At 60.9% G+C, this 22,857-nt stretch carries 23 protein-coding genes; 11 read left to right on the plus strand and 12 right to left on the minus strand.

What is annotated here, in order from left to right; all coding sequences use genetic code 11:
• Positions 1 to 11: 11 nt before the first annotated feature.
• The 6 genes from PH551_RS11060 (at position 12) to PH551_RS11085 (ending at position 6,146) form a co-directional block, all read left to right on the plus strand.
• Entirely contained in the window at positions 12 to 1,094 is a 1,083-nt protein-coding gene (locus PH551_RS11060) for an ABC transporter substrate-binding protein (protein ID WP_285193022.1), read from the plus strand.
• A 60-nt stretch (positions 1,095 to 1,154) separates the two neighbouring features.
• Positions 1,155 to 2,189: an ABC transporter ATP-binding protein gene (locus tag PH551_RS11065; protein ID WP_285193023.1), complete on the plus strand. Its 1,035-nt coding sequence runs from the start codon at positions 1,155 to 1,157 to the stop codon at positions 2,187 to 2,189.
• Entirely contained in the window at positions 2,186 to 3,043 is an 858-nt protein-coding gene (locus PH551_RS11070; protein ID WP_285193024.1) for an ABC transporter permease, read from the plus strand. The genes PH551_RS11065 and PH551_RS11070 overlap by 4 nt, the downstream gene beginning before the upstream one ends.
• Entirely contained in the window at positions 3,040 to 3,837 is a 798-nt protein-coding gene (locus PH551_RS11075; protein WP_097599894.1) for an ABC transporter permease, read from the plus strand. The genes PH551_RS11070 and PH551_RS11075 overlap by 4 nt, the downstream gene beginning before the upstream one ends.
• A 141-nt stretch (positions 3,838 to 3,978) precedes the next feature.
• Entirely contained in the window at positions 3,979 to 5,112 is a 1,134-nt protein-coding gene (locus PH551_RS11080) for an alpha-hydroxy acid oxidase (protein WP_285193025.1), read from the plus strand.
• 14 nt (positions 5,113 to 5,126) lie between these two features.
• Complete coding sequence (locus PH551_RS11085) at positions 5,127 to 6,146, plus strand: Ldh family oxidoreductase (protein ID WP_483315416.1); 1,020 nt, start codon at positions 5,127 to 5,129, stop codon at positions 6,144 to 6,146.
• A 20-nt stretch (positions 6,147 to 6,166) separates the two neighbouring features.
• Here PH551_RS11085 and tam read toward each other — a convergent pair whose 3' ends face one another.
• The 3 genes from tam to PH551_RS11100 form a co-directional block, all read right to left on the minus strand.
• A complete protein-coding gene (tam, locus tag PH551_RS11090; protein ID WP_285193027.1) occupies positions 6,167 to 6,937 on the minus strand; it encodes a trans-aconitate 2-methyltransferase in 771 nt (256 codons plus the stop codon).
• Positions 6,938 to 7,012: 75 nt separating this feature from the next.
• Positions 7,013 to 8,293, minus strand: coding sequence for a hemolysin family protein (locus PH551_RS11095; protein ID WP_221113239.1), 1,281 nt, complete (start codon positions 8,291 to 8,293; stop codon positions 7,013 to 7,015).
• Positions 8,294 to 8,683: 390 nt separating this feature from the next.
• Positions 8,684 to 9,145 (minus strand): cupin domain-containing protein, encoded by a 462-nt coding sequence (locus PH551_RS11100; protein WP_285193028.1) that lies wholly within the window; start codon positions 9,143 to 9,145, stop codon positions 8,684 to 8,686.
• 679 nt (positions 9,146 to 9,824) lie between these two features.
• Between PH551_RS11100 and PH551_RS32900 the strand changes: the two genes are divergently transcribed.
• Entirely contained in the window at positions 9,825 to 10,004 is a 180-nt protein-coding gene (locus PH551_RS32900; protein WP_350223852.1) for a YjiS-like domain-containing protein, read from the plus strand.
• A 361-nt stretch (positions 10,005 to 10,365) separates the two neighbouring features.
• Positions 10,366 to 10,713 (plus strand): YciI family protein, encoded by a 348-nt coding sequence (locus PH551_RS11105; RefSeq protein WP_183706317.1) that lies wholly within the window; start codon positions 10,366 to 10,368, stop codon positions 10,711 to 10,713.
• Positions 10,714 to 10,892: 179 nt separating this feature from the next.
• Here the strand turns inward: PH551_RS11105 and PH551_RS11110 are convergent, their stop codons facing one another.
• The 8 genes from PH551_RS11110 to PH551_RS11145 all read right to left on the minus strand — a co-directional run bounded on the left by PH551_RS11110 (position 10,893) and on the right by PH551_RS11145 (position 18,118).
• Entirely contained in the window at positions 10,893 to 11,621 is a 729-nt protein-coding gene (locus PH551_RS11110) for an SDR family oxidoreductase (protein WP_285193029.1), read from the minus strand.
• A 21-nt stretch (positions 11,622 to 11,642) separates the two neighbouring features.
• Complete coding sequence (locus PH551_RS11115) at positions 11,643 to 12,371, minus strand: SDR family oxidoreductase (protein ID WP_285193140.1); 729 nt, start codon at positions 12,369 to 12,371, stop codon at positions 11,643 to 11,645.
• Between the two features lie 25 nt (positions 12,372 to 12,396).
• On the minus strand, positions 12,397 to 13,467 hold the full coding sequence (locus tag PH551_RS11120; protein WP_285193030.1) for an ABC transporter ATP-binding protein: 1,071 nt from the start codon (positions 13,465 to 13,467) through the stop codon (positions 12,397 to 12,399).
• A 122-nt stretch (positions 13,468 to 13,589) separates the two neighbouring features.
• Positions 13,590 to 14,630, minus strand: a complete 1,041-nt coding sequence (locus tag PH551_RS11125; RefSeq protein WP_097599883.1) for an NAD(P)-dependent alcohol dehydrogenase — start codon at positions 14,628 to 14,630, stop codon at positions 13,590 to 13,592.
• A 4-nt stretch (positions 14,631 to 14,634) separates the two neighbouring features.
• Positions 14,635 to 14,838 (minus strand): DUF2160 family membrane protein, encoded by a 204-nt coding sequence (locus PH551_RS11130; RefSeq protein ID WP_207241065.1) that lies wholly within the window; start codon positions 14,836 to 14,838, stop codon positions 14,635 to 14,637.
• A gap of 4 nt (positions 14,839 to 14,842) precedes the next feature.
• Positions 14,843 to 15,676 carry a carbohydrate ABC transporter permease gene (locus PH551_RS11135; RefSeq protein WP_085777431.1) on the minus strand — a complete coding sequence of 278 codons (834 nt, stop codon included), beginning with the start codon at positions 15,674 to 15,676 and terminating at the stop codon, positions 14,843 to 14,845.
• Positions 15,673 to 16,551 carry a carbohydrate ABC transporter permease gene (locus PH551_RS11140; protein ID WP_085777432.1) on the minus strand — a complete coding sequence of 293 codons (879 nt, stop codon included), beginning with the start codon at positions 16,549 to 16,551 and terminating at the stop codon, positions 15,673 to 15,675. The genes PH551_RS11135 and PH551_RS11140 overlap by 4 nt, the downstream gene beginning before the upstream one ends.
• Before the next feature lie 136 nt (positions 16,552 to 16,687).
• A complete protein-coding gene (locus tag PH551_RS11145; protein WP_285193031.1) occupies positions 16,688 to 18,118 on the minus strand; it encodes an extracellular solute-binding protein in 1,431 nt (476 codons plus the stop codon).
• A gap of 242 nt (positions 18,119 to 18,360) precedes the next feature.
• On the opposite strand from PH551_RS11145, the gene PH551_RS11150 reads away from it, so the two are divergent.
• Positions 18,361 to 19,308, plus strand: a complete 948-nt coding sequence (locus PH551_RS11150) for an AraC family transcriptional regulator (protein WP_285193032.1) — start codon at positions 18,361 to 18,363, stop codon at positions 19,306 to 19,308.
• 65 nt (positions 19,309 to 19,373) lie between these two features.
• Here the strand turns inward: PH551_RS11150 and PH551_RS11155 are convergent, their stop codons facing one another.
• Entirely contained in the window at positions 19,374 to 20,417 is a 1,044-nt protein-coding gene (locus PH551_RS11155; protein ID WP_285193033.1) for a zinc-dependent alcohol dehydrogenase family protein, read from the minus strand.
• Between the two features lie 245 nt (positions 20,418 to 20,662).
• On the opposite strand from PH551_RS11155, the gene PH551_RS11160 reads away from it, so the two are divergent.
• Both PH551_RS11160 and nadE read left to right on the plus strand, forming a co-directional pair.
• Entirely contained in the window at positions 20,663 to 21,550 is an 888-nt protein-coding gene (locus tag PH551_RS11160; protein ID WP_285193034.1) for a branched-chain amino acid aminotransferase, read from the plus strand.
• A 461-nt stretch (positions 21,551 to 22,011) separates the two neighbouring features.
• Positions 22,012 to 22,845: an ammonia-dependent NAD(+) synthetase gene (gene nadE, locus PH551_RS11165; protein WP_285193035.1), complete on the plus strand. Its 834-nt coding sequence runs from the start codon at positions 22,012 to 22,014 to the stop codon at positions 22,843 to 22,845.
• Positions 22,846 to 22,857 lie beyond the last annotated feature (12 nt).

A 22,857-nucleotide genomic window follows, 5' to 3' on the forward strand; every position in this document is an offset into this window, starting at 1 on the left:
GGAGAAAGACGATGACGAAATTGACAATGAACCGCCGCACCGTGCTCGGCGTCGGAATAGGTGCTGGTGTTGCCATGTTGGCGATGCCCAATGTGCTGCGCGCCCAGGACAAGTCGCTGAAGGTCGGTGTTTATGGCGGCTACTTCAAGGACTCGTTCGACAAGAACATCTTCCCGGAGTTCACCAAGGCGACCGGCATCGCGGTCGAATCCGTCGCAGAACCGACCGGTGAGGCCTGGCTGGTGCAGATGCAGCAGGCAGCCCAGGCAGGTCAGGCGCCGGCTGACGTTTCGATGATGTCGCAGGTGTCGATGCGCAAGGGCCAGGCCACAGAGCTCTGGGCTCCGCTCGATCTCGCCAAGATCAAGAATTCCAGCAACCTGCTTGAGCGCTTCATCAACAAATACCCGGATGGCCGCGTCGCCGGCATCGGCGCGGTCTCATGGTTCATCACCCTGGTCACCAACACAGATGTTTACAAGGAAGCGCCGACCAGCTGGACAGCGCTGTGGGACCCTGCCAATGCCGACAAGCTCGGTCTGCTGGCGCTCGTGTCCAACTCCTTCCTGCTCGACGTGACGGCAAAGACCTATTTCGGCGGCGCCCAGGCCCTCGACACTGAGGAGAGCATCCTCAAGGTCTTCGCCAAGCTGGCCGAACTGAAGCCGAATGTACGACTGTGGTATCGCGACGAGGCGCAGTTCGAACAGGCGCTGAAGTCGGGTGAAATTCCGATGGGACAGTATTATCACGACGTGACCGGCCTCGCCGCCGCGGACGGCCAGCCCGTTCGCTCGACCTTCCCGAAGGAGGGCGGCATTCAGGACGCAGGTTCGTGGGCGCTGTCGAAGGCGTCGAAGAAGACGGACGAGGCGCATATCTTCATCGACTATATGTGTCAGCCGTCCATCCAGGCCGTGCTGTCACGCAAGGTGGGCACGTCGCCAACGGTCAAGCGCGAAACGACCGATCTGAACGAGAAGGAATTTGCGGCGGTTTCCTCCGACATCGAACCGATCATTCCACACTACGACATGTACCTCTCCAAGGCCGACTGGCTGAACGAGAAGTGGACGGAAATGATCGCCAGCTGACGCTCATCGTGCTTTCGCGGGCCCTGTTCAAGGGCCTGCCTTTCGGTCGGGAAGAGGCATATGTCGGGACTCACGCTTCAGAATATCGTCAAGGACTTCAACGTCATTCGCGCCGTCGACAATGTCGACCTGACGGTGCCGCACGGGGCATTCGTCTGTCTGCTCGGCCCCTCCGGCTGCGGCAAGACGACCTTGTTGCGCATGATCGCAGGTCTCGATCTGCCGACCTCGGGCCGCATCACGCTCAACGGGAAAGACATCACCAGGACGCCGACGCACCAGCGCGAGCTTGGCATGGTGTTCCAGTCGCTGGCGCTGTTCCCGCACCTGACGGTAGGCGAGAATATCGCCTATCCACTGCGCATTCGCGGCCGTCCCAAGGACGAGCAGGCGAAGCGCGTCAAAGAGCTGCTGGCGATGATTTATTTGCCGGGCTACGCTGACCGCTCCGTGTCGAAACTTTCCGGTGGCCAGAGGCAACGCGTCGCAATCGCAAGGGCACTGGCGATTTCGCCGAAACTGTTTCTGCTCGACGAGCCGCTGTCAGCGCTTGATGCCAAGCTGCGCGAAGCCATGCAGGTGGAGCTTCGCCAGCTTCATCAGCGGCTCGGCATCACCACGATCGCCGTCACGCACGACCAGCGTGAGGCGATGACCATGGCCGATACGGTCGTGGTCATGAACGGCGGTCAGATACGCCAAGCGGCGTCGCCGACGGAGATTTATCGCAGGCCGGCAGACAGCTTCGTCGCGGATTTCATTGGCCAGACAAATCTGGTCGAAGCCAGGCGAGAGGGCGGCGCAGTCAGCATATTGGGGCAGCCGGTCGCAGCCCTGTCGCTGTCGGCAGGTATCGAGCGCGCCACGCTTTCGATCCGGCCGGAAGACGTGCGCCTGGGGCCGCCCGAGGCCGGCGTATTGACGGGCGAGGTCACCTTCGTGCGCGATCTCGGCGGCGTCGTCGAGACTTTTGTCAATGTCGGCGGTCAGCAGTTCATTGCGGTCTCGACGCCACGCGAGCGCCCTGACGTGGCGGTGGGCCAGAGGGTGGGCATTGCGCTGACCGACAAGGATTGCGTGGTGCTCGAGCAATGAGACGCGAACCCCCGCAGACGCTCGGCGACTATGCCCCACTCGCATTCCCGGCAATCATGCTGATCGTCTTCTTCGTCGTGCCTTTCGGCACGATGATTTCCGTCAGCTTCTTCAAACGCCAGCAGGGCGGCTTCTACACGCCTGATTTCGTCTTCGACAATTATGTTCGCTTCCTCTCAGCCTTCTTCGGCGGCGTGCTCAGCTTCTCGCTGCTCCTTGCGATCGCGGTGGCCGCGACCTGTGTCGTTCTGGCCCTGCCTTTCACATACCTGCTGATCCGCATGAAGCGGAGCACCCAGGTGGCCTGGCTGGTCGCACTCCTTTCGATCCTGTCTTTGTCTGAGGTAATCATCGGTTTCGCCTGGTCGACGCTGTTTTCGCGCACGGCCGGCATCACCAACCTGTTTGTATGGCTCGGCCTCATGCAGCAGGCAGTCGCCCTGACGCCAAGCATCGGAGCCGTCGTCACAGGCATGGTCTATCAGGCCTTCCCCTACACGGTCCTGGTGCTCTACCCCGCGCTGGTGCGGCTTGATCCGACGCTTTCGGAGGCTGCGCGTACGCTTGGCGCTTCGCCGGTCAAGGCCTTCTTCACCGTCGTCGTGCCTGCGTTGCGCGACACGATTCTCGCCACGCTGATCATGGTCTTCATCTTCGCGCTCGGGTCCTATCTGTTGCCGCAACTGCTCGGCCGCCCGCAGCACTGGACGCTTTCCGTGCATATTACCGACCAGGCTATCTATCAGTCGAACATGCCCTTCGCGGCTGCGATGGCGGTTTTCCTGGTGTTGGTCACACTGGCCCTTGTAGCGCTCACCCTGCTCGTTGGCCGCCGAGGAGGAGCGACTAAATGACCATTCTCCGCAACGTTCTTTTCGGGGTCGTCGGACTGTTTCTCGCTTTGCCGCTGATCATTGTCGCCGGCGTTTCGGTCAATGCCAAGCAGAGCCTCACCTTCCCGCCGCAAGGCTTCTCGCTCGGCTGGTATGGCCAGATATTTCTCGATATGGAATGGCGCAACGCGCTGATCGCGTCGCTTGTGCTGGCGCTGTCGTCGGCGGCGCTTGCGGTGCTGATCGCCTTGCCGCTCGCCTGGTTCCTCTGGCGCCGCCACGCGCCTTGGGCCAATATTTTCCAGTTGCTCGGCGTGGCGCCCTTTACCTTGCCGCCGGTTATCACGGCGCTCGGCCTGCTGACTTTCTGGGCCACGACCGGATTCTACGGGCAACCCTGGACGGCGGTGATCGGCCACGCCATTTTCTTCGTCACGCTGCCGCTGGTGACCATTTCGCTCGGCTTTTCGGCGATCGACCGTTCACTGGTGGAGGCCGCCTCGACCTTGGGAGGCGACGACCGTACTGTGTTCCGAACCGTCGTTCTGCCGCTAATTTCGCCGTACATCGTGTCGGGCTACGCTTTTGCCTTTGTGCTGTCGCTCAACGAATACATCGTTGCCTACATGACGGTCGGTTTCACGCTGGAAACGCTGCCGATCAAGATCTTCAATTCGCTGCGATACGGCTACACGCCGACCATGGCGGCGGTGACGATCCTGTTCGTGGCGACCGCAGCGATCGTCTTCAGCCTTGTCGCGCGCTTCGGCGACCTGCCGAAACTGCTTGGCGCGATGACGTCAAACGAACCCTGATCGAAGCAACCAGTCCCCGCCGCGAAACGCCAGGCGATCAGGCGTCCCTACCTCCTCAACATCGAAGCACCCGAGATGGACCTAGCGCTAGAACGACGGTTTCCCTGCGTCGCGGACATGGAAAAAGCCGCCCAAAGACGCATGCCGCGTTTCGCTTGGGACTATCTCGCCGGCGGACTCGGGCGCGAAGCTTCCTTGCGGCGCAATCTGGCGGCCATGGAAGAGGTTGTGCTTATGCCGGGCTACCTGGCCGACGCTGACGAGCCCGATATCGGCGCATGCCTGTTCGGTCATCGTTTCGACGCGCCATTTGCCGTCGCGCCGCTTGGGCTGGCCGGCCTTCTGTGGCCCGGGTCGGAGCTACCGCTGGCACAGGCTGCCAGGCAGCATAACCTTCCCTATATCCTCAGCACTTTCGCCAACACCTCGCTTGAGACGATCCGTCCTGCAGGCGGTGATCACACTTGGTTCCAGTTCTATCCACCCAATGATCCCGCCATGGAAGAGGACATGGTGGAGCGGGCGCGCAGAGCGGGCTACGACGTTCTTGTCGTGACTGTCGACATTCCAGCGTCCACGCGGCGCGAGCGCAACATCCGCAATGGTTTGAGCATCCCGCCGGTCTACGACCTTTCGACGATCATGCAGGTGGCGATGCGTCCGTCATGGGCGATGGGCATTCTGCAAAACGGCGCTCCCGACTTCGCCAATCTCTCGCCCTACTACCCGAAGGGCTCGAGCCTTGCCGCAGCGGCCGAATTTGTCGGCAGGGTGATGACGGGTCACGTCACGCGCGAGCGCTTCAAGAAAATCCGAGACGCATGGCCAGGCAAGATCCTGGTCAAGGGTGTGCTTCGCGCCGACGAAGCGGAGGAATATATGTCCTTGGGCGGCGATGGTCTGATCCTCTCCAATCATGGGGGGCGCCAACTCGACGCCGCGCCGTCGGCGGCGGAGGTCATCGGTGAAATCCGCGCACGACTTGGCCGCAAGGCCTTACTTCTCGCAGACGGAGGCGTGCGCTCCGGCCTCGATATCGCCCGGATGCTGGCGCTCGGCGCCGATTTTGTCCTGATCGGCCGGCCATTCCTGTTTGCTTCCGCCGCCATCGGGCGTCGCGGCGGCGATCATTTGATGAACGTCCTGAAAGCCGAACTGAGGGCAACGATGGCGCAGCTGGGCTGCAAGGCAGTTGAGGACTTGCCAGCGTGTCACTGGCGGCCAAAAGCAGGGCGGGCGAAAGCGGAACTTGATCTCGGATGGAGAATTGCGTGACTGAAGCCGTTACCATGAGCGTCGAAGCCCTGCAAAATCGAGTCGTTGCCATCTTCGAACGCGCAGGATTGAACGAGGTGCAGGCGGCGGCTTTGGCGCATGTCATCGTGGCCGGAGAACGCGATGCCTGCAAGTCGCACGGAATATACCGCATCGAGGGTGCGCTGCGCACGGTAAAGGCGGGCAAGGTGATGCCTGATGCCGCTCCCGTCGTTGCACCGGATGACGGCAGCGCCATCGTCAGGGTCGATGCGCGGGGCGGTTTCGCCAGCGCGGCGTTTGAACTCGGCGTACCCGCCCTGGCGGAACGCACCAGGCGGCTTGGCATCGCCGCGATGGTCATCAACGATTGCTCGCACTTCTCGGCCCTGTGGCCCGAGGTCGAGGCGCTGACGGCGCACGGCCTGGCGGCATTGGTGATGTGTCCGAGCTATGCGACGGTTGCCCCATCAGGAGGCAGCAAGCCTCTGCTCGGCACCAATCCACTTGCCTTCGGCTGGCCTCGCAAAGACCGGCCGCCCTACGTGTTCGATTTTGCCACGTCGGTGGCGGCGCGCGGTGAGATCGAACTGCACCGCCGCGCCGACAAGCAACTGCCGGAGGGTTGGGCGATCGACGCTGACGGCAATCCCACCACTGACCCGACTGCCGCGCTTGAAGGCGCAATGATGCCTTTTGGCGGCCACAAAGGGTCCGCCATCGCCACCATGATAGAGCTGCTCGCCGGCATCATGATCGGCGATCTCACCAGTCCCGAGGTCTTAGACTACCTCGGCACGACGACCTTGGCGCCGTTCCATGGCGAACTGATCATTGCGATGTCACCCGAAGCATTCGCCAGGGGCCGTCCCGGCGATCCGTTCGCACGCGCCGAAGCGCTCTTCGAAACGATCGTCGGGCAAGGCGCGCGGCTTCCGTCGCAGCGCCGCTTCGCCGCGCGCGTCAAATCGGAAGCCGAAGGGATCAGCCTCACCGCAGCGGAGATCGCCCAACTGGATGCGCTGTTGGCTGGCGGACTGGCCGCCGTCAAATAAAGCACGTCGTTCGCAGTCGGTCATTTCTTCACCGCTACGATGAAAATCCGTGGGAACCGCAGCAGCACCCGCCCGTCCGACAGCTTCGGATAGGCCTTTTCCACCCGTTCCAGATAATGGGCGAGAAAAGCCTCGCGATGTCTCTCGCCGGCATGGGCGAGATAGGGCATCAGCCCGGTTCCCTTGACCCATTCGACGATCGCCCCCGCATCGGCCATCGGGTGATTGTAGATGGTGTGCCAGATATCCACGCGCGCCGCCTTGGCAATCAGCCTGGAATAATAGGTGGACGGCGGTGCCAGCGGCTGACGGCGCACGCTCTTCGCCTCGAAGGCGACCTTCCAAGGGCCGGCATGGGCAGTCTCTTCCATCGCCAGATGCGAGGGTTCGCCGAGATTGTCGGGCATCTGCACGGCAAGAACGCCGCCTTCGCAAAGCCCGTCCATCAGCCGCTCGAAAATGTCGAGATGATCGGGCAGCCACTGGAAGACGGCATTGGCAAAGAGCAGATCGGCGGGCTCCGTCGGCTGCCAGCTGCCAAGATCCGCCTCGACGAAGGCTGTGCCCGGCAGCCGCTTGCGGGCCGCCTCCAGCATGTTGATGTCGCTGTCGAGGCCGGAGACGCCGGCAGCCCCATAACGCTCGATGATGAGCTCGGTCGAATTGCCCGGGCCGCAGCCGAGGTCGACGGCGCGGCGAAAGCTCTGCAGCGGTACCTGCGCCAGAAGATCGCGCGCCGGCCGCGTGCGCTCGTCCTCGAACTTCACATATTGGCTGGCGGACCATGCCATGGCGATACCTCCTGATGTCGGGCCACGTCTTTCCTGTGGCGGATGCGGAACGTTTCGATGTTGCGCCCGTAGAGCTCAGTCGCGAACTTCAGAGACGAGGATTTTGTCCACGCGCCTGCCATCGAGATCAATGACCTCGAAGCGCCATCCATCTCTTGTGAAGCTCTCCCCCAATTCCGGCAGATGTTTCAGCTCCTCCAACACCAGGCCGGCCACGGTCTGATATTCGAGATCATCCTCGAGCTTGAGGTTCAGGAACTCGGCGAATTCGTCTATCGGCGCCCAGCCGGAGACGAGATAGGAACCATCGTCTCGACGCGCGATGGCCTGCTCATCGACCGGTCCCTCCTGCAGCGCGCCCATGATCGCTTCCAGAATGTCGCCTGACGAAACAATCCCTTCGAAATGGCCGTATTCGTCAAACACCAGCACCATATGAACAGGCGATTTCCTGATGGCTTCGATCACGCTGGTCGCGGTTGCAAGGTCTGATACGACCGGGACGTCCTGCGTCAGAGCCTTGATATCGGCGCTGCCGTGTTCCGATATCGAATCGTAAAAATCCTTGACCGGCAGGATGCCGATCACCTCATCCGAACTGCCTTTGCGGACCGGCAGTCGAGACCGCTTCGTCCGGTGCAACTGCGCCCGGATTTCATCGAGACTGTCGTCGATATCGATAATTTCGACGTCCCGCCGCGGCGTCATCAGCGCCCGGGCGGTGCGGTCCGCCAGCCGCATGACGCCTGATATCATCGCCGACTCTTCGCTTTCGATGACGCCCGCCGACTGCGCCTCGGCCAGAACGGTCTTGATCTCCTCGTCAGAGACGTTGTCGCCGGCTTTTCCCGTCTGGCCGAGCAGCTTGAGCATCAGATTTCCCGACGCGTTCAGAAGCCAGACGAGCGGCAGCGCAATTCGTGAAAGCAGCGCCATGGCGGGCGCGACCCTCGCCGCAACCGCTTCCGGTTCCCGCAATGCGATCTGCTTTGGCACAAGTTCGCCGACGATCAGGGAAAGATAGGTGATCGCCACGACGACGGAGCCGACGCCAATGGCGTCAGCGGCCGTCGATGACATTCCCTGCGCCTCCAGCCATGCTGTCAGGCGGCCGCCAAGCGTGGCCCCGGAAAAAGCGCCGGAGAGAACACCGACGAGCGTGATGCCGATCTGAACCGTGGAAAGAAAGCGACCGGGGTTTTCGGCAAGTTTGATGGCTTGAGCTGCACCTTTGCTCCCATTGTCGGAGAGGACCTTCAGGCGGGCTGTTCGAGAAGACACGACAGCCAGCTCAGACATGGCGAGCACACCATTCAGGATGGTGAGAAACGCCACAATTCCAATTTCCAGAAACACAGGGACCCTATTCGTTAAGGTTTTGATACCGCATAAGGCGAGGCGGCGGAGCTTTCGCTGAGACGCTATATATGCGCATCACCCATCGGCAAAGCTTTCTGTGAACTCGGCTGGATGCGAGGCGCGAGGCAGACATCGCCGCACCGTCTACGACAGGGGCCGGCACCTTCTGCGGCGGCTTTTCGGTTTGAACGGGCGGAGCTTGTACTGGATGGGTCGCTATCGGGCATGGCGCAATTTTGGCGGTGAAACAGGTCCGGCGCAAGAGGCGCTGGGCGAATTCCTTATAGCGCCTTGATGTGACAGTTTCGAAAAACGGCGGCAAGCATGCCTTCACGCATTCCTGCGTGATGCCGAACGCCGAACGCTGCGGCATCACGCGCTCGAATGTCACGCCGCCAGAATGGTGATTCCATAAGCATTGGCAGCGGCCGTCATCCGGGCGATGGTCTCAGGCGAGGGGGCTTTCAGCGGCTCGCTGGTGCCTTCCGTTTCGATGAACTCTGCCATCTCGCGATCGACGACGGCCGAAAAGACTGCCGGAACGGTCCCGCGGTTGGCATAGCCGTGCACCGTGAAAGGCGGGATCGTGACGATGTCGCCAACATCGGCCTCGATCTCCTCGGGACCACTGTCGGTCAGCCGCCAGATCGTCAAGCGGCCCTCGAGAATGCGGAAGACTTCCGGGCTTGCATGCGCGTGTTTCGGCGTCCGGCTGCCGGATGGCACTGTGACGTCGAAGATGTTGAACCAGGTTCCGCGGAGCCGAAGCCGCCGCTCGATCCGTTCGCCGAGCACGAAATATCGCTTCGTGTTTTCGGCAGGCATTTTCACAAACGAGTTGGACATCATGTCTCTTTCTTCTTCTTAACGAGGCTTTTCTTGTAGGCGCCTTCTTGCCGGCGCAGCCGTTAGACCTTTGCGCCGCCTTTGGCAACTGCCCCGTTGCCGGGGAAAGATCGCCGGATGGCTTCGTCACGGATAATGCCTGATGAAGCGTCGCGGCGGATATCGGTGCAGCGGGCCGCTTCCGCAAGGTCCTCGATCCAGGGCGGCCTGCGTGAAAATGACACGGGGCCTGCCGCGTTCTGAGGACTCTCCACCTGTAATACCGCCGACACAGAAAGGGCCCATAGAATGCGGCGGCTGTTCTTGCCCGTTCTAGCCGTCCCTCCGCCACCCGAAAATTTGCCGGAACATCGTTTGGTGTGAAGTTTCGACAGAACCCACCGTGGGTACGCCCGCTGCCTTCATGATGAAAATCGCCATCACAAAGTCCTGCGGGTCGGTCGGCGCTATTCCCTCAAGATCGTGTCTCATCAAATACGTCCATGTCCGCGCACCGTCTTGTCACCCGCTCGAACCAAGCTCCTGAACCCAGCGTGTCGATTTCGGCCGATCCTGTTCGATTAAGACGGAGCGCCGCGAGCCAGTCAAAGGAGAGACAAGTATGGCTGCCACTATGTATTCCGAGCAAGTCGAACTACAGTCGCCGTGCTTCAGTGCCGTGCGCACTTTGCAAACCGTTTGGATGCTGCTGAAACATCAGCGAAGGTACTGCCGAAGCGTGAGCGAACTCTCGCGGTTTAACTCTCGCCTGCTCCGTGACATCGGCTTGGCGCCCCCAGGGTCTCCACTTGAAAGATCGGAGAATGACCTCTCCACCCAGATGATCAGAGTGCTGGAACCAGAAACCGTCCACGATGTCTGACCCCGCTGGTATGAGTGCGTTTGCCTTCAGCTGCGCCGCCGTCGCCCTCTTCCCGTAGTCGGCGTGTGACAGTGCCGGCGAGACGCAATGCGGCTGTTCTCATATATCCTCTTCTTCGGCTCACATCTAGGATTGATGGGTCGGAGGTCACCTCCTGTCCGCTAGCTCAAGCGGAGAGATAGAGATCCCAGAAGAATGGCTGGCAAGGAAAGCGAAGCGAACAAAAGGCACGATGAGGCGCTGGTCACGCAGAGCAGCAAGCCGCTCTCACCGGAAAGCGTAACTGGCAGCATTTTTTTGCTCTTTCTCGATTCGCGGTATCCAAATGCGACTAGTATCGGCAGCACCATGGAGGAAACGGATGCGCTACCTTTGTCTCTTCTACATCGATCAAACACTTGCTGATGCCGCCAGCAAGGAGGAATGGGCCGAGATCGACCGGCAGTCCTTGGCTTCCAATGAAGAACTCCAACGATCAGGCCACTATCTCGCCTCCAATGCTCTTGCCGACCCAAAGACCGCAAAGACATTGCGCGTTCGGGCCGGCAAGGCAAGTTGGACCGACGGGCCCTTCGCAGAGACCAAGGAGCATCTGGGTGGCTTCCTGCTCATCGAAGCGAAGAACCTTGCCGAGGTAATGGCGATCGCGGTGCGGGACCCGCTCGCTCGGATGGGGGCGATCGAGGTGCGCGAGACCGCCGGCTTTTAGATTCGAGGTGTCCCGGCCAATTCCGGCGGCCATGCGACCGACGTTCTGATTAGGTCACAAGAGTCCTGTTCGCTGGATTGTTCACGCTGTTGAGGAGACACGCCTGAAGAGCCGGGTGGAGATCCCTGAGGTGGTCGAGAGCAACACGACGCCAGCGGAGGAAAACACTGCGGCTATACCTAGACGTCGAAATTTGTCGGCAAGACAATCATGTCCCGGATCGTGACGTTTCGCGGGCGGGTCAGCATGAAGATGACGGCATCGGAGACCTCGGAAGGCTCGATCAGGCTCCCATTGGCTTTTGCCTTCTCAAGGTTTTCCGCGGGCCAATTGGCAAGCAGAGCGGAAACGACCGGACCGGGCGAGACCTGGCTGACCCTGATGCCGTGGTTTTTCAACTGCCGGCGCATGATCTGGACGAAACTGGTAATCGCCCATTTGGAGCTGGAATAGACCGGCTCCCACTGGATCGGCGCATGGCCGGCTACGGAGCAAGTGACCAAAATGTCCCCGGTCCCGCGCTCGATCATATGCGGAGCGATATCGCGGACGTTCTTCATGACGGCGTTCACGTTCAGATTCAGCATCCGATCGATTGCCGCGGTATCGGTATCGATAAGATCCCCGCCGATGTAGGATCCTGCATTGCAGTGCATGATGTCGAGGTGGTCGACTTTTGCCAGGATTTCCGGCACCATGGCCGCACAACTTGCGGCGTCCAGAAGATCGGTGACCTGCATGACCACGGCGTCGCCGAACTCGGCAGCGTAGGTTTCCAGCGCCTGTCTGTTGTAGTCGACCATCACGACCTTGGCGCCGGCATCGACCAGCGCACGGGTGGTCGCCAGCCCGATACCGGAAGCTGCGCCGGTTACTGCAGCGATCTTTCCTTCGAGTAATTTAGTCATCGTCTCTCGCCTTTTTGATTTTCAGACAGCAAGGAAGCCGCCATCGACTGGCAGGACTGCGCCACTGATCATGGCTGCGTCCTCTGAAATAAGCAGTGCGATCGATCGTGCGACATCGTCGACCTCTGCAAAGCGCGCCATCGGGTGGCGAACAATCATCGGGTTACGTTTGGAAGGCTCGGACCACGCCTTGGCGGCAAGCTCCGTCATGGTAACCGTGGGCGCCACTGCATTGACCCGGATTCCATAGGCGCCGAGTTCCTTGGCCATCACACGTGTCGCGCCTTCCAGCCCCGCCTTCGAAGCGGCGTAAGCCACGTGATCCACGAAACCACGATGTCCGGCGATCGAGGTCACATTCACGATCGTACCGCCGCCGCCGTTTGAAATGCGAGCCCGCGCGAACTCCTGCGCACAAATCAGCGCGGCCCGCAGGTTGATGCCGAGGACCTGCTCATAGCCCTCCTCCGTCATGTCGATGACGCTTTCAAGCACATTGGTTCCCGCGCAATTGATCAGCGCGTCTGCCAGTCCCGCCTTCTTCATGGCGGCGCGTGCTGCTGCATTGTCGGCGAGGTCAACTGATATTACGGTTGCACCGAACTTTGCCGCAAGATCATCCAGATCGGCCTGCGTCCGCGACAAGGCTACGATTCGAGCGCCACGGTGGCTGAGCAGTTCAACGCAGGCGCGACCGATACCCTTGCCAGCACCGGTTATGATGACCGTTTTTCCTGTAAAGTCCGACATGGTTGATCCTTCCGATGCCTGTTGCTCAGAACGGGAGTCTTTGCTCGGTTTGCCTGTCGAACACATGAGCCGCGGCAGGATCGATGTCGACCCGTATCCTGTCGCCCGGCTTCAGCGCGTGGCGCTCGCGAAAGGCGCACAAGACCCGCTTGCCCGCCAATTGGACTGCCAGCAGAATTTCGGCCCCCGTGGGCTCGATCAACTCGACAGTTGCCGGTACCCCCGCATCGCCATTCGACAGTATCCACTGGTCTGGACGTACGCCGTATATAACCTCCTGGCCGTTACTCGCCCGCGTGCCTTGTGGAAGGGGAAGGGCCGACCCGTCAGCGAGCCGCGCGGAGTTCAAGGAGAGATCGATTGTGGCCGGCAGCATGTTCATCGCCGGCGATCCGATGAAGCCGGCGACGAAGATATTTGCCGGCCTGTCGTAAAGCTCTAGTGGCGCACCGATTTGTTCCACCTTGCCGTCGCGAAGCACGACAATGCGGTCCGCCATTGTCATGGCTTCAATCTGGTCATGCGTGACATACACGGAAGTCGCGCCGAGGCGCTGGTGAAGAGTTTTGATTTCCGAACGCATGTCTACGCGCAGCGCGGCGTCCAGGTTTGACAGCGGCTCGTCGAAGAAGAACGCCTTTGGGCGGCGAACCATCGCGCGCCCCATGGCAACGCGCTGCCGCTGGCCTCCGGAAAGCGCCTTCGGATATCTGTCGAGATAGGGCGTAAGCCGCAACATCTCGGCAGCCTTGTCGACCTTGGTATTGCGATCCGCAAGATTCTCGCCGCGCAACTTCAGGGCGAAGGCCATGTTTTCCCGAACGGTCATGTGCGGATAGAGCGCGTAGTTCTGGAACACCATCGCCACGTCACGGTCCTTGGCAGCGATGTTGTCGACGCGATGTCCGCCAAGCTTGATCGTGCCGCCGGTGATCTCCTCAAGGCCGGCAAGCGACCGCAGCAGCGTGGATTTGCCGCAACCGGAGGGACCGACCAGTACGACGAACTCACCGTCGGCTATATCGAACGAGATGTTGCGCAGTGCGTGATAGGAGCCGTAATGCTTGTCGACCTGGTCGAGCTCGATCGTCGCCATGTGTCAATCCTTAGTCAGTTGTGGCGGCTTGGCCGCCGATCATTCGGGACGGGTCCACGGGCAGCTTCACCACGAGGTGTATCCTGCATCCGCCACTGAGATCCAACTTCCGCAGGTACATGCTACCTCCCAAGCTCGATCTGGATCTTCACGGAGGACGGCTTCGGTCGCACGGCGTAATCGAACGCCTCGACAGAATCCTCGAAAGCGTAGGTATCGGTGATCAGCGCGTCGACATTGATCTGGTTCGATCCCAACAGCGCGACGATGCGCGGGTAGACATGGGCGTAGCGGAACACGTGTTCGATGCGCAGCTCCTTGGTCTGGGCGATGACGACATCGAGCGGGACCGGCTTCAGGGGCATGCCGACAAGGACGATGGCGCCGCCGGGGCAACCATGGTGCGCCGTGTCGGCGATCACGTCGGCCGCGCCGGAACATTCGAAGACGACATCGACGCCCCAGCCGTCGGTTTCGCGGGCTATGACACTCTTCAGGTCCTGCGAGCGTACATTGACGGTCATGATGGCAGGGCCGAGCTTGCGCGCCACGGCAAGCTTTTCGTCGACAACATCGGTAACGATAACTCTGGCGCAACCAGCCGACAGCGCCGCGATCGCTGTCACCATGCCGATCGGCCCGGCGCCCGTGACCAGCGCGATCGCACCGGGCGTCAGCCTCGCTTTGGAAACTGCTTGAAAGCCTACAGCCAGCGGCTCGACCATAGCGCCAGCGGCGTACGAAACGTTGTCCGGAAGCTTAAAGGTGAAGGCCGCCGGGTGGACCACGCTCGGTCGGAGTACGCCATGCACCGGCGGCGTCGCCCAGAAGCGCACCGCGGGATCGAGATTGTAGAGACCCAGCCGCGACGCGCGACTTTGAGGGTCGGGAATGCCGGGCTCCATGCAAACACGGTCGCCCACTTTCAGGTTCTGTACCGCGCTGCCGACCTCTTCGATGATGCCGGCGGCTTCGTGGCCGAGGATCATTGGCTCGCGCACAACGAACGGGCCGATCGCGCCGTGGGTGTAATAGTGAACGTCCGATCCGCAGACGCCGACGGTTTTGATGGCGATGCGCACGTCGGTTGGACCGAGCGCCTCCTTCGGGTCCAGGTCGCGAATGCGCAGTTCGTCTTTGCGTTCGAGGACGAGTGATCTCATGTCTTCAGCCCTTTCGGATAATGAACACGGCGAGCGCCAGGCAGAGCACCGTCGCCACCCATAGGGGCAATACGCCCTCCAGGAAGCGCATCCAGAGAAGATGCACCAGGATTAGGATCACGACCGAGATGAAGCCCCTGTCGAAGCCGTTGGTTCGGATAGGCAGGAATCCGTCGCGTTGGGTTTTCTGGGGTTGAACGCCAGCCATCATCTTACCCTTTCAATGCGCCGAACGTGAGGCCGGTCACGATGTGCTTCTGGACGAAGCCGAGCACGATAAGGGCCGGGAGCGTGGTCAGGAACGCCATCGCCGCCATCTCGCCCCAGTTCGTTCCGGTCACCGAGACATATTCAGCGAGCGCTGTCGTCACCGTCCTGGCGTGAGCCGACGACGTTAGGGTCGCTGCGAACAGGTACTCGTTCCAGGCGAAAATCCAGGTCAGGATGAAGGTGACGGCCAACCCCGGCCGCGCTAGCGGCAGGATGACGTTGGACAGCACCTGGCCGGTTGTCGCACCATCGACCCGCGCCGCTTCGTCAAGCTCCAGCGGAATCCCGTCGAGCATGCCCTTCAAGAGCCAGACGGCGAATGGCAGGTTGAAGACGCAATAGAGCAGGATCAGGCCAATCTTCGTGTCGAACAGCATGAAATCGCCGAACACGAACCACTTGGTAAACAGCAGGAAGAGCGGCAGCAGAAACACGGCTGGCGGCGCCATGCGGTTGGTGATCAGCCAGAAAAACACGTTGTCACCGCCGCCGATTTTATAACGCGACAGCCCGAACGCCGCGAGCAGGCCGAGCGCGCACACCAGCGCTGCGTTCGATGTCGCCACGATCAGCGAATTCCAGAGATACTGCAGGAAGGTCGAGCTGTTCAGCACCGCCAGGAAATTGTTCCAGTAAAGATCGTCGATGAGGAACGACTTCGAATAAAGCTTCACGCGGGGGCGCATGGAAACGACCAGCATCCACCAGACCGGAAGCAGTGTCAGAATGGTCAGACAGATCCAAAGGACGAAGGACGCTATACCGGAACGTCTCATTGTGCGCCTCCCTTGCGGCCGGTCATGGCAACGAACAGCAGCCAGCTCAGAACGATCGTGACGTATAGCGTCAGCAGCGACATGGCCGCACCGTAGCCGTAATCGGTCTTCGGAAAGACGTTGATCCAGATATGAAGGCCGATGAACCGGGTCGCCTCAGCCGGGCCACCCTTGGTCAGCATCCAGATTTCGTCGACCGAGCGCAATGCGTCCATCAGCCGGATGAAGACGGTTGTCAGCAGCACCGGCTTCAACATCGGAACGATCACGTACCAGAAAATCTGCAGCTTGTTGCCGCCGTCGATCTGCGCCTGTTCGAGCGGTTCTTTCGGCAAGGCGGTCAGTCCCGCCATGAGCGACAGCGTAACGAACGGCGTCCAATGCCACAGGTCCATGATGATCGCCGTGACGAAGGCGTGATAGGCATTGGTCGAGATGTTGTAGTCGATGCCGAACCACAGTTTCAGGTAATAGGGCACGATGCCGAAGCCGGGAACGCAAAGCAGCCGCCAGGTAGCGCCGACTGCAATGGGCGCGACAACGATCGGCAGTGTGTGGATCGTGCGAAAGAACTGCCGGCCCCACAGGCGGTCCGCCATCAGCGCGCGGGCCAGGACGTAGCCTAACAACAGTTCGCTCACAACGACGAAGAATGCGAAGACCAGCGTGCGCGCAAGCGAGTTCAGGAATGTCGTGTCAAAAACGAGGCTGCGATAGTTCTGAAGGCCGGCCCAGCGCAGGGTTGGGTCGACTGCGTTGGTGTTCCAGTCGAAGAAGCCGACATAGAGAATGTAGATAAAGGGAACGAACCCGACGACGAACAGGATTAGCGTGGCTGGTGTTAGAAACAGCCATCCGATGTTGGATTGTCTCATCCTGCGCTCCGTCAGATCGTCCTTGACACTAATTCGCCTGACTACCAGCGCCGCGGGCAGGCCCGAAAACCGCAGTCAGGAAAGGGGCGGCCACCTTGCTGAAGGCGGCCGCCAACCGCTTGGGAGGTGCGGTCTTTTACTTGCGGTAGCCGAGCTTCACGAGTTCAGCTTCGGCTGCGGTGGCGGCTTGGTCCAACGCATCGTCCGGCTTGATCTCACCGACGATCGCTTTGTAGATAAATGGCGCGACTACCTGCAGAACTTGCGCGTGGAACGGGAACGGCGGCGCTCCGGCGAACAGCTTTCCATCCTCACGCATCAGCGTGTAGTAGCCGTTCATCTTCTTGTCCTGATCGACGATCTTGGGATCGTTGTAGGTCGAGTTCATGACGATGCGGGAGCCGGCCAACGCCCAGTCGGTCTGCACTGAAGCCTGACCGATATACTGCAGGAATAGCAGCGACGCGTCCTTGTTCTTGGACGAATGGGGGATGCCGAACGCGCCACCATCGTAATAGCCGATATATCCTTTGCCGGATTCGGCTGCCTCCATGACACCCGCCTCGACGGGAGGCAATGCCACACCCACCTTGCCGACGACGGTCGACTTGCTTTCGTCGGTAGCGATCCAGGCAGCGTTTTCACCGTAGACGAGGCCTTGGGCTGCGCGGCCGGCGGCAAATGTCCCGGCAACCTCGTCCCAAGTGGACGACGTCGATTCCGGCGGCGCGTATTTCAGCAGGCCGATCCAGTAGTTGAGCGCCTTCTTCGCGGCGGCGGAGTTCATCTGGCCGCCGTTCGCTTCGGTGGCCGCGAAGGTCGTGCCATCGATGCCCCAGTTGTACACGCCAAAGGTCGGCGCGACCGACTCGAAGAATTCGTAGAAGGCGGCGGGGTGGCTCGACGAGGCCTGTACGGTGGTTCCCCAGAGCTCCTTGTCTGCGCCGTATTCGGTGAAGAACTTGGCGATCTGGGTATACTCTTCATGCGTCGTCGCGGGCTTCAGATCCGCACCGGTGGAATCCTTGTAGGCTTTCTGGATCGCCGGATCATCGAAAAGATCCTTGCGGTAGAGATAAGGCTTGATGAATGCTTCCATGGGAACACCCATGACATTGCCCGACTTCGGATCCTTGAAATAGTTCAGGAAAGTGGTGAAATTCTCCGGCTTGAAGTCCGGCGAAGCGATTTTCGCATTATCGGCGAGCGACTTGGTGATATCGACCAGGAAGTTGCGGGCCAGATACGTATATACGATGTCCTGCTCGATATAGACGAAGTCATAGATGCCGGTATTGGCCTCCATGTCCTTGATCGCCTTGTCGTACATCTGGTCCCAGGATGTCGCCTCGAATTCGACCTTGATGCCGGTCTCTTCGGTGAACTTCGGACCGAGCACCTGCTCGACATATTTCGATGCTGGGGTCGATTCCGAGATGCCCCGGATGGTTGCGCCCTGATAGGGCTGGGCGGCAGTCTTCCACCAGGAATCCTGAGCAAGAGCGGTCGAGCTCCAAAGGCCAAGCGAAATGAAGCCGACGCCCACGGCTTTGACGAAACTGTTCATTGTTCTCCTCCATTTGGATCGCAAAGTCGGTCCGGTTGTGCGTCTAAACTCTCCTCCAAGACGCCCAACGGACCACAATAGTTGTAGAAAGAACGGGTGGACACAAGCGCGGCCGTTGCGCAATACTGATACTCTCATGCGCGAAATACCGAATTTATTCATGATTTCTTGTGTGCGTTGCACAATCTAATATTGATTGTCGGCGTATGGGGCATGCTGGGAGGCACGGGAGAATGTGCGCAATGTCAGTTATTTCGCCGACGGTCGCGAGATTTGAATATGTCTTGACCGGCGCGGACGAGTCGTTCCTCTGGCGCCGCGACGACTATCCGTGGGAACGCAACGTCTGGAATTTCCACCCGGAGGTGGAGATCCACTATATTCCCAACGCCAGCGGCGTCCTACTTGCAGGCGATCATGTCGGCGCGTTCACCCCGGGCCATATTTCCGTCATCGGAAGCAACCTGCCGCACGACTGGGTGACGCCGCTCGGGCCGGATGAGCGCATTCCAGGACGTGACATCGTCATCCAGTTTCTGCCGGCCAAGCTGGAGCAGGCTTCGGCCTTCCTGCCGGAACTGGCGGGGCTACGTGACTTTCTCGCTCGCGCAAAGCGGGGGCTCTCCTTCAAGGGCCGGGCGCGGGATCAGGCGGAGGCGCTGATACTCGACATGGAGTTCCAGTCCGGCTCGGTGCGGCTTTCGACCTTCCTGTCATTGCTCTCGCTGCTGCGGGACACCGACGAGTTCGATATACTGTCTTCGGAGGCTTACGTGCCGGACCTGAGCTATGGTTCGCTCGAAGCCCTGCAACAGGTCTTCGCATATCTGTTCGCCAACCTGTCGGAGGATATCCGGTTGCCTGATATGGCTCGCATGGTCGGCATGAGCGACAGCGCCTTCTCGCGATTCTTCAAGAAAAACAGCGGCCACAGCTTCACCGACCACGTCAACAAGCTTCGTATCTGGAAGGCGGGCCAGCTATTGACCGATACCTCTATGCCGATAACGGACATCTGCTTCGAGGTGGGCTATCGCAATCTTTCAAATTTCAACCGGGTGTTTCTCCGCCACCACAACCTAACACCGTCAAAATACCGGAAACTGTCCACCAACCGCAGAACCGTTCCGTTACCTCAGGCAGTGACAGATTATATGCCCAGTGCAGTGAGTCTAGCGGTCGGTCGATGATACTCAAAGAGGAGAAGATGTATTCTCTCCTTGCGACTTCATTTATGCCCAGACTCGGACGCTCCCTATGAAAACCGCGTAATCACGCTGATCCCTGTCGCCTCCGCCTTGTCGAGAGCCATCAGCGCCGGCACGGCCTCCTCGAGGCTGACGCGGCGTCCGATCAGTTTCTGCGGGGCGATCTTGCCGGCCGAAAGCATGGCCAGCATCGCGTCATAGCGCCAGGCCTGCATGCCGTGGCTGCCGTAGATTTCCAGTTCGTGGCCGATCACCTGCGCCATCGGAATCTGCGGGGTGGCGTATTCCCCGAGCATCAGCCCTACCTGCACATGCCGGCCGCGCCGGCGCAGATTCTTGATCGAATTGAAGCAGGTGGCGGGATGACCGAGCGCGTCGATCGAGACATGCGCGCCGCCCTTGGTGATCTTGCGCACCGCTTCGGCCACGTCGGCGACATCAGACGCATTGACCGTCGCCACCGCGCCGCATTCGCGCGCGAAGGCGAGTTTCTCCTCCGATATGTCGATGCCGATCGCATTGGCGCCGAGTGCGGTGGCGATCATGATCGCCGACAGGCCGACGCCGCCGCAGCCATGCACGGCGATCCATTCGCCGGGCCCGGTGCGCGCCTGGTCGGCGACGGCGCGAAACGAGGTGGCGAAGCGGCAGCCGAGGCTTGCCGCCGTCGCATCCTCGATCGCATCGGGCAAATGCACCAGATTGGTGTCGGCATAATCGATCGCCACATATTCAGCGAAGGAGCCCCAATGGGTGAAGCCCGGCTGGAACTGGTTCGGGCAGACCTGCTGGTTGCCGGAATGGCATTCCGAGCAATGGCCGCAGCCGGAAACGAAGGGCACGGTCACCCGGTCGCCGACCTTGAAGCGCATGACGCCACGGCCGGTGGCGACGACGCGCCCGGCAAGCTCGTGTCCAGGCACATGCGGCAGGCGGATATCGGGATCGTGGCCCATCCAGCCGTGCCAGTCGCTGCGGCAGAGCCCGCTTGCGCCGACCGCGATGACGACACCGTCCTCGGAAGGCGTGGGATCGGGCAGGGTGCGGATTTCGGGCGCCTGTTCGAAGGCTTCGTAGAACATGGCTTTCATCGGCGTCTCCCTTGCAGCTATCCCGCGGTTCGTCATCATCGCATGCGGCAGCTGGCCGATCCAACATTCATTCCATCATTTTTGCTGATGCAACCATCGCCGAAGCTCCCGTCGCCGCGCACGAATATTGCGGCTGCGCGGCGTCCTCCGGCATTTTCTTGCTTCCGCATTTCCCGCCCGGATTTGTCCTTGACCGGACTTGCCGCTGCGGCTTTTGCTTTCCCGACTTGATAGGGGAGGGCAGCATGGCCGTCGATACATCACCGCGTTCAACCACCTGGACTCATGTCGACGGGGAGTGGCTCCCCGGTAATCCGCCGCTGATCGGGCCGACGTCGCACGCCATGTGGCTCGGCTCCTCGGTCTTCGACGGCGCCCGCTGGTTTGACGGCATAGCGCCGGATCTCGACCTGCATTGCCAGCGCGTCAACCGTTCCGCGATTGCCATGGGGCTGAAGCCGGTGAAGTCGGCCGAGGAGATCGCCGCACTCGCCTGGGAGGGGGTTGCGAAATTCGATGGCGCCACGGCGATCTATATCAAGCCGATGTATTGGGGCGAACACGGTTCGCCCGGCAGCGTCGTCTCCGTCGATGCCGAATCGACCCGCTTCGCACTCTGCCTGTTCGAGGCGCCGATGGGCGGCCATGGCGGCACCAGCCTCACTGTTTCGCCCTATCGCCGTCCTTCGCCGGAAACAGCGATGACCGAGGCCAAGACCGGCTCGCTCTATCCGAACAGCGGCCGCATGATCGCCGAGGCCCGCAGCCGCGGCTTCGACAATGCGCTGGTGCGCGACCTCAATGGCAACGTCGTCGAAACCGCCTCCTCGAACGTCTTCCTGGTGCGCGACGGCGTGGTGATGACGCCGGCTGCCAACCGCACCTTTCTCGCCGGCATCACCCGCGCCCGCGTCATCGGCCTCTTGCGCAAGGCCGGATTCGACGTTGTGGAAGCCACGCTCTCGGTCGAAGATTTCCTCGCAGCCGACGAGATCTTCACGACAGGCAATTATTCCAAAGTCGTCGGCGTCACCCGCCTCGACGACCGCAATCTCCAGGAAGGCCCGGTCAGCCGCAAGGCGCTGGAACTCTACATGAATTGGGCCCACGGCCGAAGCGATAGCGAGGAGTGAGCAGTGGTTCGGCGCAGCCGAAGCAATCGATCCGGTGAATCGATTGCAACTGCGAACGCCCGGAGCGCAAGTGTAGGGCCGGAGAGGTCCCGCGAAGCGGGAGTAATCGACCCAATAAGCGATTACAAACTGCGAACCTCGGGGACTGGAAGGCCGTCTGGCATGCGTGGCAAAATGGAGATCCGCGTCGGCCCCACCAAGCGGAACAGTCCCACGCCGGCAATCGGTCATCAATCGTTCAGCGAAGACAACGTAACGAGCGTTTGAGATGCCCGTTGCATCTGGCCTCACGCAGGTTGCAGTTCGTCGGGAACAATGTCGTCACGCAATCATTTCGGCTTCGCCGATTGATCCTAAACGTTAAACACTCGCTCGACTATGCAGGGCGGGCGTGCCCGAAACCGCTTCGCTTTCCTACCGCCATAGTGCCCGCGAACTCCATAACACCGAGGAAACGACCCATGACCGTGCTGTCCGACGAACAAGGCGAGATCATCCGTGAGCTTGGCGTTGCCGCCGAGATCGATCCCGAGCACGAGATCGAGCGGCGAACCGAATTTCTCAAGGATTATCTCGTCGCTTCCGGCATGCGCGGCTATGTGCTCGGCATCAGCGGCGGCGTCGATTCGCTGACGGCGGCGCTCATCGCTCAGAAGGCCGTGCGTGAGCTGCGCGACAGCGGCCACTCTGCAGAATTCATTGCCGTGCGCCTTCCCTATGGCGTCCAGGCGGACGAGGCCGATGCGAAGCGGGCGCTTGCCACGATCGGCGCCGACCGATCAATGGTGGTCAACATCAAGGCGGCGGCGGATGCGATGCTGGCCGCCGCTCAAAACGGCGGCCTCGCTTTCGCCGATGCCGGCCGACGGGATTTCATCCTAGGCAATATCAAGGCGCGCCAGCGGATGATCGCCCAGTTCGCTCTGGCCGGCGCGCTCGGCGGTCTCGTCATCGGCACGGATCACGCGGCCGAGGCTGTCATGGGCTTCTTCACCAAGTTCGGCGACGGTGCGGCCGATATCCTGCCGCTTGCCGGCCTCAACAAGCGCCGCGTCCGCCTGCTGGCAAAGCGGCTCGGCGCCCCGGACGAACTGGTCTTCAAGGTGCCGACCGCCGATCTCGAGGATCAGCGGCCGCTACGTCCCGACGAGGAGGCCTATGGCGTCACCTATGACGAGATCGACGATTTTCTTGAAGGCAAGCCGGTCGGCGAGATTGCTCGCCGCCGGATCCTTGCCGCCTATCGGGCGACGGCGCATAAGCGCGCCCTGCCGGTTGCCGTCAACGCACTCTGAGAGCGGCCGGCG

The sequence above is a fragment of the Rhizobium atlanticum genome, from assembly GCF_030182485.1.
In the GTDB taxonomy this organism is placed as follows: domain Bacteria; phylum Pseudomonadota; class Alphaproteobacteria; order Rhizobiales; family Rhizobiaceae; genus Rhizobium.